We start from the raw sequence: 12,983 nt of genomic DNA, 5'->3' as shown, positions 1-12,983 counted from the left end.
GGTTCAGCGCTCCGTCATGCGGGGGTCAAGGAGGTCGCGGATGTCATCGATCAGCACATTGGTCGCGAGCACTGTCCCGATGAGGGCCGCACCGGGAAACACCCACATCCACCACGCCGTGCTCAGGTAGCTGCGCGACGCGGCCAGGCTGGCGCCCCAGCTCGGAACGTCCGGCGGCAGCCCCGCGCCGATGAAGCTCAGCGCGGATTCGACCAGGATCGCGACGGTGAAGGCGATCGCGCCCTGCACGAGGATCGGGGTCAGGCAGGCCGGCAGCACGTACCGCCAGAGGATCCTCCCTCGACCTGCGCCTGCGGCGCGGGCCGCGTCCATCATCGGCAGTTCCGCGACGACGAGGGACGTGCTGCGCACCACCCGGGTGACGCCGGGGAACAGCACGATGACCAGGCAGATGTTCACCGTGATGAGGCCCGGACCCAGGATCGCCACCATCGCCAGTGCGAGCACGAGAACGGGGAACGACATCACGCCGTCGACGACGCGCATCACGACAAGATCGAACCAGCGATACGTGCTCGCCAGCACGGCGATCACTGTGCCGAGGATGGTGGCGCCAAGACCGCTGATCACGCCCACCGCCAGCGACGACCGAGCGCCGACGACCACGCGAGCGAACACATCGCGGCCATAGTTGTCCGTCCCGAACCAATGCTCGCCGGAAGGCGGCTTAAGTCGAGCCGCTCCCGAGAACGCGTTGGGATCCGAGACCAGGAGCGGACCGAGGGCCGCCGCGACCACGAGCGCCGCGAGGATCACGATGGCGGCGGCTGCTCCTCTGCGTCGGATCAGCCGCGCCCAGAGACCGCGTGGCGGTGCCTTCGTTGCCGTTGCGCCTGCGGCCGACACCGGAACTGTGCTCGTCGACATCTCGATTCGCTCCCTTCTCGCCTTCCGGCCTTACTTGGCGGACTTCCAGTAGTTGAAGTAGAGCTGATTGCCGCCGTTCTTGACGCCGTCTGTGGAGTGCACATCTTTGGCGAACACGACGGTGCCGCCGGACACGGTACCGAACTTGAGGAATGGCACATCGGTGTAGATCAGGGCCTGCAGCTTGTCCCATGTCGCCTTGCGCTCTGACTCACTGGCAGAAACCGACAGTGTCTTCAACAAGGCGCTCTTCTCGGCGCTCGACCACCCTCCTGGGAAGGTGTCCTGCAGATAGGGGAGCAGCAACGGATCCGCGTATGTCGGAATCGCTGAGGAGAAGATGTCGTACTTCGTCGGGTCGGTGCGCTTCGCGATGATCGTCGCCTGATCCACGACCTGGAGGTCGATGTTGAAGCCGAGCTTCTTCAGCTCCTGCTGGGCGGGAACGGCCGGCCCGTACCAGGTGGGGTCGTCCTGCGTGGTGTACCAGGTGATCTTCTCGTTGCTGTAGCCCGCTTCACTCAGCAGCTTCTTGACCTTTTGCGGGTCGGGCGCGTTGTAATGCCCCTTCGTTCCAGCGTCGGTGTGCCAGGTCGTGTTGTCTTTCGTGAAGATGCTGCCGTCGACATCGAAATTGGCGGGATCGCCGAAGCCGGCAGACATGATGTCGCTCATGTTGAGCGCAGCGAGAAACGCCTGCCTCATCTTCACATTCGCCATCACGCCGCTGATCTTGTTGAACACGATCGTCGGGCTCGACTGCTTGGCGAGCAGCCCCGCGGCCACCGTGGAGCTGGTCGAGACGGTGGCGTAGTCGTCGAGGGTCCCCATGGCCACATCGACCAGGCCCGTGGTCACGGCCTGCATGCGCGTCGAACTCGTCGGCATCGGCTTGAACATGATCTCGTCCAGGTAGGCGTGCTTCGCACCGGTGCCGCCGCTGGATGCGCCATCGGGCGAGCGATATCCAGACCACTTCTTCAGTGTGATCTCCTGACCCGCGACGTTCGAATCGAGGGTGTACGGCCCCGTGCAATCGAGCTTGTCCAGAGCCTGAGTCGCGGGACGGCCGGCGACGACGGATGCGGGCATGATGTACGCCGTCGTCAGCAGTGTGGGAATCAGCAGACTGGACGAGTTCAGGCGCAGAGTCACCGTCGTGTCATCGGTTTCGTCGATGCCCGACAGCAGGCCCTTGAGGATCGACCCATTGCCGGGCGTCTCCTCGTAGCGGGTCAGGCTCGCGATCACGTCTTTCGACGTCATCGGCTGCCCGTCTTGGAAGCTCACGCCGCTGCGCAGTTTGATGACGTACGTCTGCTTCGAGTCGTAGGTCGAGCTCTCCGCGAGCACCGGCTTCACCTTGAAGGCGGTGTCGACGTCGAACAACGGCTCGCATACGTTGCGGGCGATGATCCAGTTCGCCTGAAGCGTCGTCGCGTAGGGGTCGATGATCGCGGGAAGCGCGGACACTGCCACGGTCAGCGTCCCGCCCGAGGCGGGTGTCGCCGAGGCGGACGCGGCGGGGTCCGTCTGCCCGCTCCCGCCGGAGCAGGCGGACAGGGCGATGGCGCTCAGGGCGACCGCGGCGATCGGCATGATTCGACGCCGGAACGCCGAGGACGAACTCAGGTGAGACTTCATTGCTTCTCCTGTCAGATCTGGCATCGGTGCCTTGCGACGGTATTGGATACGTCGTCGACATTGGATACAGTACATCCAAGGGGTAGGATCTCGTCAAGTCGGAACTGCAGATCGTCGCAAATCAGGAATCGTCGACAGTGAGGACCCCGGCACCGAAAGGAGTCCCATGTCGCCGGAAGCGATCGCGGAACTGATCCGCAGAGCAGTACGCGAGAAGGTCTTCGCGCCAGGGACGCCTCTGATTCAGGAGGATCTCGCGCAGCGGTTCGGCGTCAGCCGGAGCCCGGTGCGCGAGGCGCTGCGCATCCTGTCCAGCGAGGGACTGGTCCTCATGCAGCCGGGAGAAGGAGCGACGGTGCGCGCACTGTCGCGGGCCGATCTGGAGGAGATCTACGATCTCCGCCTCGCCCTTGAGCCGCTGATCGCACGGTCTGTCGTCGCAGAGTCCCGGCCGCGTGACCTCGCGTCATTGGAGAAGCTCGAAGGGATCATGTCCAGCGCCGCCGGCACCGATGCATGGATGCGCGCCAACTTCGAGTTCCACCGGCACATGTACGGGATGATCGGGCGTCCACGCACGGAAGCGATCCTCGATGGTCTGCTGAGCGCCGTCCAGCCCTATTCTCAGGAGAACATCGAGCAGCTCGGAGGTCGGCAGACAGCCGACGACGAGCATCGGCTCATGATCGCCGCGATCCGCGCCGACGATCCCGAGGCGCTCGCTCAGCTGATCACGGTGCATCTTCGCGCAGCTCGCGATCGACTCGCGCTCGCGTACGAGGAGACGGAAGCGCCCGACCCGTTGCGCATGCTGCGTCCGTGATCACGCCGGCGGCGGCGCCGTGGTCTCGCGGATGATCAGAGACGATCCCGCCACGACACTCTTGTCCTGTACTGACGGACGAGGTCGACAGAATCGGGCGCCTCGCTACTGCGTTCGCTCCGGATCCGCGGCGCACTCCGGATCCGACTCGCTGGTCGCGCTCGGATCCGCGGCGCACACGGCTGAGTCCGCACCGGTGGCCGTGACCGCGAGCCGACGCTCCGGGTCGAGCTTGCTCAGGATCGCGTAAGAGAGGGTGGCGAGCTGGTCGACACCGTCATCGTCGAGACCGTCGAGGATCATCCGCCGGACGGCATCCGCGTACAGACCGGCGCTCTCGGCGAAGACCGTCTCCCCCGCGTCGGTGAGGATCGCATTCGTGGCGCGGCCGTCCTCCTCGCACGGGGCGCGCATGACCAGATCCTTGCGCTCGAGGCTGGTCACGACGCGCGACAGACGGGCGAGGGTCGCGTTCGTGCGGGAGGCGAGGGCGCTCAGGCGCAGCCGATGACCGTCCGCCTCGTGCAGTGCTTCCAGCAGCGTGAACTCGAACGAGGTGATGCCCGCAGGGGCGAGCTCTTTGTCCAGCGCCGTCGGCAGCAGCTCGAGCAGGGCGTGCAGGCGCGCGACCGCCACGCGCTGGTCGTACCGCAATACCGGAGAGCTCATGAAACTCATCATAGTCGTTGTTTGTATCTACAAGTAAATCTGGTGTACAGTCTCAGTTGTAGGTACAACAAAAAGGAGAATCTCATGACTCAGGTCAGCATCATCGGCACCGGCAACATGGCAAACGCGATCGGCGGAGTGTTCGCCGACGGTGGCAGCAGCGTCTCCTACATCCCCAAGGCCAACACCGGCGCTGCGCCGCTGGAAGGCGAGATCGTCGTGCTCGCTGTTCCGTACCCGGCAGTGGACAGCATCATCGCCGCCTACGGCGACCAGCTCGACGGCAAGATCATCGTCGACATCACCAACCCGCTGAACTTCGAGACCTTCGACTCGCTCCCGGTTCCCGCCGGCAGCTCGGCCGCCGCCGAGATCCAGTCCCGGCTGCCGGGTGCCCGTGTCCTGAAGGCGTTCAACACGACCTTCGCCGGAACCCTCGTCAGCAAGAAGATCGGCGACGCCGCGACGACCGTGCTGATCGCCGGCGATGACGCAGCCGCCAAGGAGCTGCTCGCCAACGCCGTCAAGGCCGGCGGAGTCTCTGCCATCGACGCCGGATCCCTGTCCCGCGCCCACGAGCTCGAAGCGCTCGGATTCCTACAGCTGACACTCGCCGCCGCGGAGAAGTTCAGCTGGACCGGCGGCTTCGCCGTCACCCTCTGACCACCCTTCTTGCAGACCCGGAGGTTCTGATGGAATCGCTCAATCCCGACACGTCCATGGACGCGGTGACCCTCCGGGTCGGCGACCTCGAGGGCATGTCGTCCTACTACGCCGATGCCCTCGCGCTCGCGCCCCTCGAAGAGCGGGTCCGCGGCCGCGAGGTGCATCGCGTGCTCGGGCGCGGCACCACCCCGATGGTGCGCCTGGTGCACACGCCGGATCTGCCGGGGGTCGATCCTCGGCAGGCCGGGCTGTACCACACGGCGTTCCTGTTCGACGATGCGCCCAGCCTCGCGTCGACCGTCTATCGGGCCGCGCAGAACGCGCGCAGCCGCTTCGTCGGTTCGAGCGATCACCTCGTCAGCGAGGCGTTCTATTTCACCGACCCCGAGGGCAACGGCATCGAGCTGTACACGGACCGTCCCCGCTCGCAGTGGGCGTATTCGCACGGCGAGATCCAGATGGCGACGAACTACCTCGACCCGAACGCGTACCTGCAGCGGCACCTCACGCAGGACGTGCTGGATGCCGGGCCGCTTCTCTCAGGCCGCGTCGGTCACGTGCACCTCCAGGTGGGTGACGTCGAGGTCGCCCGCGCGTTCTATGTCGACGCCCTCGGGTTCGAGTCCACCGCGACCGGATACCCTGGCGCGCTCTTCGCCTCGGCCGGCGGCTATCACCACCACATCGCGATGAACGTCTGGCATTCGGCCGGCGCCGGCCCCCGGGCCGCGAGCCTGGGATTGGGCGATGTGTCGGTCGCGGTCCCTGCGCGCGAAGACCTCGACGCCCTCGCCGAGCGGCTGAAGGGGCACTCCGTGCCGTTCGCGGACGACGGGCGCGCCGTGCGCATCGATGACCCGTGGGGCACGCAGGTGACCGTCGCCGTCTCCGGTGCGACCGTCGGCGACGTGCTCGCATGAACGGGCTGCACGCGCTCACCGCGGACGACGGGCTCGTCCGCGGCGACGGGCCGACCGCGCTGTTCCTGCACGGCTATGGATCCCATGAGCAGGATCTGGCGTCGCTCGCACGCTGGCTGCCCGCGGGCATCCCGTGGGCGTCGCTGAGGGCGCCGATCGCGCTGCCGCAGGGCGGAAGCGCCTGGTTCCCCATCACCACGCCGGGAAACCCGGACGTGGAGCCCGTGGCGATCGGCACCGACGCGATCTGGTCCTGGGTCGATGAGCACCTCGGATCCGGTGCCCCCGTCGTCCCGATCGGGTTCTCCCAGGGTGGTCTGATGGCCACCCAGCTGCTGCGGACCCGTCCGGCTCAGGTCGCCGCCGCGGTCGTGCTCGCCGGCTTCGTCCAGGCGTCCGCGCAACCCGGCGACGAGATGCTGGCGACCAGCCGACCTCCCGTGTTCTGGGGGCGCGGCGCCGAGGACCGGATGATCACCGCCGAGGCGGTGCACCGGACGCGCGGCTGGCTCCCCGCGCACGCGACGCTCGTGGAGCGCGTCTACCCGCAGCTCGGCCACAGCATCGACGCCTCGGAGATGGATGACGTGCGGCACTTCCTCACCGAAGCGCTCGCGATCACGCCGGCGGCGGCGCCGTGCTCTCGCGGATGATCACCGTCGGCCGCTCGGAGGAGAACTTCTTCGGCTTGCCGCCGGCGATGAGCGTCTCGAGCAGACCGTAGGCACGGGAGCCGAGGCCGGCGAAGTCCTGGTCCACGGTCGTGAGCGGCGGGGTCCACATGCGGGCGAGCGGATGGTCGTCGAACCCGACCACGCTGACGTCGCCCGGCACCGACTTGCCCGCCTCGGTCAGCCCGCGGATGACGCCCATCGCGATCTCATCGTTTCCGCAGAACACGGCGGTCACGGCCGGATCCGCGGCGAGCGCACGCCCGATCTCCCGGCCGGATTCGGGTTCCCAGCCGGCATCCACAGGAACCGGGACGCGCGCGCCGTGCGCGACGAGGGCGCGCCTCCAGCCGGTCGTGCGGCCGTCCTCCTTGCGCGAGGGCGGCACGCGCACGTGCTGCACCGTCTCGTGCCCGAGTCCGAGCAGGTAGTCGACGACCTCCGCGGCGGCGTCGGCCTCCGCCAGCACCGCCTGCGGCACGCCCACCTCTCTCACCCCCGAGATCGAGACCGTGGGGATGGACTTCGGGATGCGGTGCAGGGCGGCGACTCCGGGCGGATCGAACTTGAGCACGACGACGCCGGCGAGAGGCTGGTCCAGGACGAGGGACACCGCCCGGGCGACGATCTCGTCCTCCGCTGATTCGACGACCGTGATCGACACGGTGTATCCCGCCCCGCGCGCGCTTTCCTCGATGCCGCGGATCGTCTCGGCATAGCCGTAGCGCGAGGTGTTGCCGGCGATCACGGCGATGAGCTTCGGTTGCCGGGCGACGAGGGCGCGTGCCGCCGCCGACGGCCGGAAATCGAGCTCCTCGATCGCCTTCATGACCTTCGAGCGCTTCTCCTCCGACACGTACGCGGCGCCGTTGAGCACACGAGAGACGGTGGGCACCGACACCCCGGCCCGCCGCGCGACATCGCTGATCACGGGTGGTTTCGGCGTGTTGTTCGGCATCGCCCTCAGCATAGCGACGCACCTCGACGGCACCCGCTCGGCCGCGCTCGCGGGCGCTCCACCGGACGGATCACTTGACGGCGCCGCTGGTGATGCCCGAGATGATCCGCCGCTGCATGACCGCGAACGTGATCAGCAGCGGCAGGCTCATCAGGATGATGTACGCGAAGATCAGATGCCAGTTCTGCAGATACAGGCCCGAGCTGGCGACCTGGTAAAGATTCAGCGGCAGGGTGTCGAGGCGACCGCCGACCACGAACAGCGCGTAGAACACGTCGTTCCAGATGTAGAGGCAGATCAGGATCGTGGCCGTCGCGAGCGTCGGCCCGAGCAGCGGGAGGATGATCCGGAAGAAGACCTTCACCGGGCCGGCCCCATCCACGCGCGCCGCCTCCTCGAGCTCGACCGGGATCGTGCGCACGAATCCGGTGACGAAGAAGATGACGGTCGACAGGTACATCCCCATGTAGACGCCGATCATTCCGACAGCGGTGCCGGCAAGACCGAGCTGACGCAGCAGCAGGACGATGGTCACCACCGCAGGCGGCAGCACGATGCCGCTGATCCCGAGCGCGTACACGAACGCGATCCCCCTGCTACGGCGGCGGCCGAGGATCCAGGAGGCCATCGCTCCCAGCAGCAGCACGCCGAACACGGACGGAACCATGATCAGGAGGCTGCCGAGGAAGGCGGGGATCATCCGGCCCTGATCGAACACGGTGGCGAAGTTCTGGAACAGCTGCCAGGTCGACGGGAGTGCGAGGCTCGGGTTGAGGGCCTCGGCCTGGTCCTTGCCGGCCGTGACGACGACGAGCCAGAACGGCACGCCGAGCAGGACCACGACGAGCAGGATCGCGACGATCGGCTGGATGAGGCGGGATGCTCGGAAAGACGGGCGCGTCCGGCGCCGCGTGGTGATGAGGGCGCTCACAGCACGCTCTCCCTTCTGCGCAGGAAGTAGATGACGGGGAAGGCGAGGATCGTCACCATCAGGAACAGGCTGAGGCTCATGGTGGTGGCCTGAGCGAACAGCCCCTGCCCGAAGGTGCGGAAGATGAAGATGTTGAGCAGCTCCGTCGTGCCGCCCGGACCTCCCCCGGTCGTGGCCTGCACGATGTCGAAGCCGTTCATCGAGCCGAGCAGCGCGGTGGCCACGTTGAACGTCACGGCCGGCGCCAGCAGCGGGAAGCGGATGGTGCGAAGGGTGGTCCACCAGCTCGCGCCGTCGAGGCGGGCGGCCTCCAGGATGTCTTCGTTGATCGTCTTGAGCCCGGCCAGGTAGATGAGCATCGAGAGGCCCATCCATTTCCACGCGTGGATGAGCGCGACCACGACCAGGGTCCAGGTCGTGCTGCCCAGCCAGGCGATCGTGATGTGCTGACCGGTGAAGAACGACAGGATCTGATTGAGTCCGCCCTCCGGCTTCAGCAGCGCCTGGAAGATGTAGCCGACGGCGAGCGCCGACATGACGACGGGCACGAAGAACGCGACCCGGGCGAACCTGTTGACCCGGGTGTCCCGCTCCAGCACGAGTGCGAGGACGAGTCCGAAGAGGTTCTGGAAGATCGCCACCAGGATCGCGTAGATCAGCGTGATCCTGAGGTCTTTGAGCAGACTGCCGTTGCTGAACAGCGAGGTGAAGTTCTCGAGTCCGACGAAGCTGATGTCGCTGTGGAAGCTCGACCAGTTGGTGAACGCGTAGACGAAGTTGAAGATCGTCGGCACGAAGAAGAAGACCACGAGCACGATCAGTGCGGGCACGAGGAACCATGCGGGATGATCCTGCCGCCTTCCCCTGGCACGTCGCGACGCCGGGGGCTTCCTGGCCGTCGCGGCCGTCGCCGGTCGGGTGAGCTGAGCCGTCATGAGGGTCATCGGCCTTTCGTGTCTGTGTGGTTCGGGACGCCGGGGCGGCGGCGGGTGTCGCCGCCCCGGCGCAACCGGGAGAGGAGGACTAGAAGCCCTTCACTCCCTGTGCCTTCGCGAGCTGGGCGAACTGGTCCTGGGTGGTCTGCGCGACCTGGACCGGCGTCTTCGTGCCCTGGATCATGTCGGCGAGGTTGAGATACAGGTCGGGGTTGGCCACGGCAAGAGCCTGCATCGAACCAACCGACGTGTCCAGCGACCGTGCGACGTCCTGCAGCGCGGTCGGCACGTCGCTCGGGGTGTCGACGCCCTTGATGAGCGAGACGGTCGACTGCGCCTTCACGAAGTCCTTGTATCCGTCGCCGAGCCAGTAGCTGAGGAACTGCCGCGCCGCGGACTCGCGCTTGCTGTCGCCGGTCTTGAAGGCGACCAGGGCGTTGGACTGGTCGGGGATGAAGGTCCCGACGTTGCCCTTCGGCGAGATCGGGAAGAACCCGATCTTCTTGTTCAGCTCATCGGTGTTCGAGGTCGCCTGCAGCTCGCCGAAGAACGAGTTGACCTGCATGGCCATGGCCGCCTTCCCGTCGAGCAGAGCCTTGCCCTGATCGACGAAGGTCGCGGTCTTGATGTCGGAGTTGAACAGACCCTCCTGGATCAGCTTCTGGTAGTTGTCGATCGCGGTCTGGATCGTGGGGTCGGTGAACTTCTCCTCGTTCTTGTTCACCTTGTCCCACAGCCCACCCTTGGCGGCATCGGCCAGCTGCGCCTGCACCCACCACTGGGTGGCCCACTTGTCGCCGCCCATCTCGTAGAACGGGTCGACGCCCTTGGCCTTCAAGGCCTGCGCATCCTGGATGAGCTCATCCCAGTTCTTCGGCGTCGACGTGATGCCGTTGGCCGAGAGGACCTCCTTGTTGTAGTAGACGCCGATGACGGCGGGCGTGGTCACCAGGGCCGCGTAGCGGGTGCCGTCCAGGAGACCGGTCATGTCGCCGAGGCTCCCCGTGTAGTTCTGCACCCACGGTGCTCCATCGAGCGACTGCAGATTCTGCTTCGCGTTGAGTGCGGTGAGCTCGGAGGCCGTCGGCTGCCAGAACGCCAGATCGGGCTTGTCGCCCGTCGCGACCTTCGTCTGGATGCCCTGCTCGTACGGGTCTGGGATGGTGACGACCTTGACCTTCGCGCCGGTGAGCTTCTCGAAGCCGGAGATGACGCTGTCGGCGGTCTTGTTCGAGTTCTGCGCGGCCCAGATCGTCAGGGTCACGCCGTCGAGCTTCGTGCTCTGCGACGGCCAGGTGGACGCACCCGACCCCGACCCTCCTGAACCCGGGTCGCTGCATCCTGTGAGAACCAACGCCGATACGGCGGCGACGGCCGCGAAGGACGCGGCTCCCTTCCAAGCGATCTTCATCGAACTGCTCTCCTTGATTGTCGTAGCGAGGTTAACGCCACGGGGTTTGACTGGCGGAATGTGCTGCCGTCGCTGATACCGCCCCGGTCGGGGGCACGGCGGCCTGGAGACGGAGAACGCGCGCGCCCGCCTCAGGGGCGTGGTGGGCGACGCGCAGTCGTCCGGTTTCCGCGTTCCAGTGGGTATCCCACTCGGGTAGCGAACGCGGAAAGATCGTGGTGACTGTGAGGTCGGCGCCGGCGAACCGGCTGAGGTCGAGCTCGACCAGCCCGGCTCCCGGGTCGCGACTCCAGAGGGTGAGGAGCGCGCCGCCGTCGACGGCGAGTCCGAGCGCCGTCCACGGGGCATCCCACGCCGGGATGCCGAGGGGCCAGAACGGCGTCGAGGCGGTCAGCTCGCCGCGCAGCGACTTCGCCACCGCGACGGCCTCCGCGACGAGCTCCCGCCTGCGCGCGTCCATGCGCGCCAGGTGACCGGACACATAGAAGCGCCCGAGCAATCCTGTCGCCAGGCAGAACGCGACCTCTTCCTCCGTCATCTCGGGCTGCGGGTACGCCCAGCTCGCCGCCTGCTCCGGCAGCATGGAGGCCGGCGCTGCGGCGGCGATCGGCGGATACTTCAGGAAGTCCTGCTGGTCGGACGTCGACTGCATCTGCAGGCGCGAGAGCATCGCCTGGTCGGCACGCATCGCCCCGGATCCGCAGTTCTCGAGCACGAGCGTCGGATGGCGATCGAGCACGCCGTCCAGCCACTCGAGGTGGGCGCGGTTGTGGGCGAGCAGGCCGGCCCCGACGCTGTCGGCGTCGCGGTCGGTGCCGGGACCAGGGTCGATGTTGTAGTCGAGCTTGAAGAACCCGATCCCGAAGTCGCGGACGAGCCGGTCGATCACGTCATCGAGATGGGCTCGTGCGGCCGGATGCCGGAGATCGAGGTGATAGCGGTGGTGTTCGACGATGCGCTCTCCGTGCCGCTGCAGGAAGGCATCGTCGGGCAGTCGCTGCGCCATCGGGCTGTTGACGCCGATGACCTCCGGCTCCAGCCAGAGACCGGGCACCATGCCCCCCTGCCGGATGCGGTCGATGATCTCGCCCAGCCCGCCCGGGAACCGGGTGGTGCTGGGGATCCATTCGCCGACGGTGTCCCACCAGTCGCCGCTGTCGTCGTACCAGCCGGCGTCGATGCAGAAGATCTCGGCGCCGACCGCAGCGGCCGCATCGACGAGCGGAAGGAGCTTCTCGGTCGTCGGATCGCCGTTGAGGGTGTTCATGTAGTCGTTGAAGACCACGGGCATCGCGGCGTTGTCGGGGTGGGGGCGACGGGTGCTCCGTCGATAGGCGGTCAGCTGCGCGATCGCTGCCGTGACGTCGTCGGCCAGGGCGATGGCGACCGGCACTGTGGAGAACGACGCGCCGGGGTGCAGCGTCTGCGTCCATTGGTGGTCGGTGTCCGTCGGGCCGGACAGGGCGACGTATCCACCGGCCGTGTCCTCGCCGATCTCCCAGCGCCAGGCCCCGTTGTGCTCGACCTGCCAGGCCCACGCCGCGCCGAGCCTGCGCGAACCCACAGCGGCGACGGGAAGGTGCTTGCCCGTCGACCAGGTCCCTGTCGAGATCACCCGGAACTCGCCTCGAGGGTTGTGGTTCGTCAGGTGCTGCTCGAGGCGCGGGAAGCGGACTCCGTCGAACGGCTCCGCGAGCCATCTGCCCTCGCCCAGCCAGTCGCTGAGGGCGTGGTGGAGCTCCCAGTCGCGGATGCTGCTCTCGTTGTCTCCCCCGAGGTAGAGCGCGAGCGCGGGGACGGACCGGAGCACCACGGCGCCGTCACCACGGTTCACCACCGACGCCGAGGAGCGCAAGACGGACAGACCGTGCAGAAGCTGGAGCAGCAGTTCGATCTCGAGCCCGGTGTCCTCGTGGGCAAGCCGGATCCGGAGCTCGACACCTGTGGCCGTCGATCGCTGGTCGTGTCCCGCATAGCGGGACTCGTGACCGATGACCGTGTGCACCAGGCGGTCGCTCGCGAGGGAGTGCCCGTGGCTCACCGCCAGCACATCGACCAGAGGGAGCCCGGCCGGCATCGTCAGGGACGTGCCCTCGGAGCGGACCGCCGCGATGCGCGGAGCGGAATCGGCTGACCATTCCAGTTCGATGGTCAGCGTTCCGTTGCCCCAGCTGAGACGGTCGGTCATCGGTTTCCTCTTCTTCGCGGATGCGGTGCAGCACGGTGGCGCTGGACTCATGATACCGGTATCAGAAAGATATGCAAGAAGAATCTGATAGCGGTATCAGGACCGAAGATACACGGAGTCATCCCCCTCTTGCGCGATCTCATGAAATCGCTATCCTGATAGCGGTTTCAGATTGCAATGACGCCCTCTCGATGACGTGTCGCTGCGACCATGGCCGCGCACCCATCCCGTACGAAGGAGTACCGTCTTGACCATTCCCCCCGCCCGGCGCCCTCGCCG

12 protein-coding genes are annotated in these 12,983 nt (G+C 66.9%); 4 read left to right on the top strand and 8 right to left on the bottom strand.

Features of this window, described 5'->3' with window-relative positions; translation table 11 throughout:
• Window positions 1–3 precede the first annotated feature (3 nt).
• Both ABD882_RS18150 and ABD882_RS18145 read right to left on the bottom strand, forming a co-directional pair.
• Window positions 4–888 carry an ABC transporter permease gene (locus tag ABD882_RS18150; RefSeq protein ID WP_345188880.1) on the bottom strand — a complete coding sequence of 295 codons (885 nt, stop codon included), beginning with the start codon at window positions 886–888 and terminating at the stop codon, window positions 4–6.
• Window positions 889–918: 30 nt separating this feature from the next.
• Window positions 919–2,532 (bottom strand): ABC transporter substrate-binding protein, encoded by a 1,614-nt coding sequence (locus tag ABD882_RS18145; RefSeq protein WP_345188878.1) that lies wholly within the window; start codon window positions 2,530–2,532, stop codon window positions 919–921.
• A 166-nt stretch (window positions 2,533–2,698) separates the two neighbouring features.
• Here ABD882_RS18145 and ABD882_RS18140 point away from each other — a divergent pair, with 166 nt between their 5' ends.
• A complete protein-coding gene (locus ABD882_RS18140; RefSeq protein WP_345188877.1) occupies window positions 2,699–3,355 on the top strand; it encodes a GntR family transcriptional regulator in 657 nt (218 codons plus the stop codon).
• Between the two features lie 105 nt (window positions 3,356–3,460).
• On the opposite strand, the gene ABD882_RS18135 is transcribed toward ABD882_RS18140, so the two are convergent.
• Window positions 3,461–4,024: a MarR family winged helix-turn-helix transcriptional regulator gene (locus tag ABD882_RS18135; RefSeq protein ID WP_345188876.1), complete on the bottom strand. Its 564-nt coding sequence runs from the start codon at window positions 4,022–4,024 to the stop codon at window positions 3,461–3,463.
• 84 nt (window positions 4,025–4,108) lie between these two features.
• Here ABD882_RS18135 and ABD882_RS18130 point away from each other — a divergent pair, with 84 nt between their 5' ends.
• The 3 genes from ABD882_RS18130 to ABD882_RS18120 are packed head-to-tail and all read left to right on the top strand — an operon-like array spanning window position 4,109 to window position 6,263.
• Complete coding sequence (locus tag ABD882_RS18130; RefSeq protein WP_345188875.1) at window positions 4,109–4,687, top strand: NADPH-dependent F420 reductase; 579 nt, start codon at window positions 4,109–4,111, stop codon at window positions 4,685–4,687.
• A gap of 29 nt (window positions 4,688–4,716) precedes the next feature.
• On the top strand, window positions 4,717–5,610 hold the full coding sequence (locus tag ABD882_RS18125) for a VOC family protein (protein ID WP_345188873.1): 894 nt from the start codon (window positions 4,717–4,719) through the stop codon (window positions 5,608–5,610).
• Window positions 5,607–6,263, top strand: a complete 657-nt coding sequence (locus ABD882_RS18120) for an alpha/beta hydrolase (protein ID WP_345188872.1) — start codon at window positions 5,607–5,609, stop codon at window positions 6,261–6,263. Before ABD882_RS18125 ends, ABD882_RS18120 begins: the two co-directional genes overlap by 4 nt.
• On the opposite strand, the gene ABD882_RS18115 is transcribed toward ABD882_RS18120, so the two are convergent.
• From ABD882_RS18115 to ABD882_RS18095, 5 genes are all read right to left on the bottom strand, one after another.
• Window positions 6,229–7,239: a LacI family DNA-binding transcriptional regulator gene (locus tag ABD882_RS18115; RefSeq protein WP_345188871.1), complete on the bottom strand. Its 1,011-nt coding sequence runs from the start codon at window positions 7,237–7,239 to the stop codon at window positions 6,229–6,231. The two genes, ABD882_RS18120 and ABD882_RS18115, sit on opposite strands and share 35 nt — an antisense overlap.
• Window positions 7,240–7,309: 70 nt before the next feature.
• Entirely contained in the window at window positions 7,310–8,170 is an 861-nt protein-coding gene (locus ABD882_RS18110; protein WP_345188870.1) for a carbohydrate ABC transporter permease, read from the bottom strand.
• Window positions 8,167–9,114, bottom strand: coding sequence for a carbohydrate ABC transporter permease (locus tag ABD882_RS18105; RefSeq protein WP_345188869.1), 948 nt, complete (start codon window positions 9,112–9,114; stop codon window positions 8,167–8,169). The genes ABD882_RS18110 and ABD882_RS18105 overlap by 4 nt, the downstream gene beginning before the upstream one ends.
• Window positions 9,115–9,193: 79 nt before the next feature.
• Window positions 9,194–10,516, bottom strand: coding sequence for an ABC transporter substrate-binding protein (locus ABD882_RS18100; RefSeq protein WP_345188868.1), 1,323 nt, complete (start codon window positions 10,514–10,516; stop codon window positions 9,194–9,196).
• A 31-nt stretch (window positions 10,517–10,547) separates the two neighbouring features.
• Entirely contained in the window at window positions 10,548–12,704 is a 2,157-nt protein-coding gene (locus tag ABD882_RS18095; RefSeq protein WP_345188867.1) for a glycoside hydrolase family 36 protein, read from the bottom strand.
• Between the last annotated feature and the right edge of the window lie 279 nt (window positions 12,705–12,983).

The sequence above is a fragment of the Microbacterium panaciterrae genome, from assembly GCF_039541635.1.
GTDB classification, from domain to species: Bacteria; Actinomycetota; Actinomycetes; order Actinomycetales; family Microbacteriaceae; genus Microbacterium; species Microbacterium panaciterrae.
The sequence above is the reverse complement of the archived record's forward strand: the minus strand, read 5'-3'. Positions and strand labels throughout refer to the sequence as shown.

What these genes read in the sequence shown, in the direction of transcription:
- ABD882_RS18150 (WP_345188880.1), bottom strand. Translation starts at nt 888, where the DNA reads ATGTCGACGAGCACAGTTCCGGTGTCGGCCGCAGGCGCAACGGCAACG.
- ABD882_RS18145 (WP_345188878.1), bottom strand. Translation starts at nt 2,532, where the DNA reads ATGAAGTCTCACCTGAGTTCGTCCTCGGCGTTCCGGCGTCGAATCATG.
- ABD882_RS18125 (WP_345188873.1), top strand. Translation starts at nt 4,717, where the DNA reads ATGGAATCGCTCAATCCCGACACGTCCATGGACGCGGTGACCCTCCGG.
- ABD882_RS18130 (WP_345188875.1), top strand. Translation starts at nt 4,109, where the DNA reads ATGACTCAGGTCAGCATCATCGGCACCGGCAACATGGCAAACGCGATC.
- ABD882_RS18105 (WP_345188869.1), bottom strand. Translation starts at nt 9,114, where the DNA reads ATGACCCTCATGACGGCTCAGCTCACCCGACCGGCGACGGCCGCGACG.
- ABD882_RS18095 (WP_345188867.1), bottom strand. Translation starts at nt 12,704, where the DNA reads ATGACCGACCGTCTCAGCTGGGGCAACGGAACGCTGACCATCGAACTG.
- ABD882_RS18120 (WP_345188872.1), top strand. Translation starts at nt 5,607, where the DNA reads ATGAACGGGCTGCACGCGCTCACCGCGGACGACGGGCTCGTCCGCGGC.
- ABD882_RS18115 (WP_345188871.1), bottom strand. Translation starts at nt 7,239, where the DNA reads ATGCCGAACAACACGCCGAAACCACCCGTGATCAGCGATGTCGCGCGG.
- ABD882_RS18140 (WP_345188877.1), top strand. Translation starts at nt 2,699, where the DNA reads ATGTCGCCGGAAGCGATCGCGGAACTGATCCGCAGAGCAGTACGCGAG.
- ABD882_RS18100 (WP_345188868.1), bottom strand. Translation starts at nt 10,516, where the DNA reads ATGAAGATCGCTTGGAAGGGAGCCGCGTCCTTCGCGGCCGTCGCCGCC.
- ABD882_RS18135 (WP_345188876.1), bottom strand. Translation starts at nt 4,024, where the DNA reads ATGAGCTCTCCGGTATTGCGGTACGACCAGCGCGTGGCGGTCGCGCGC.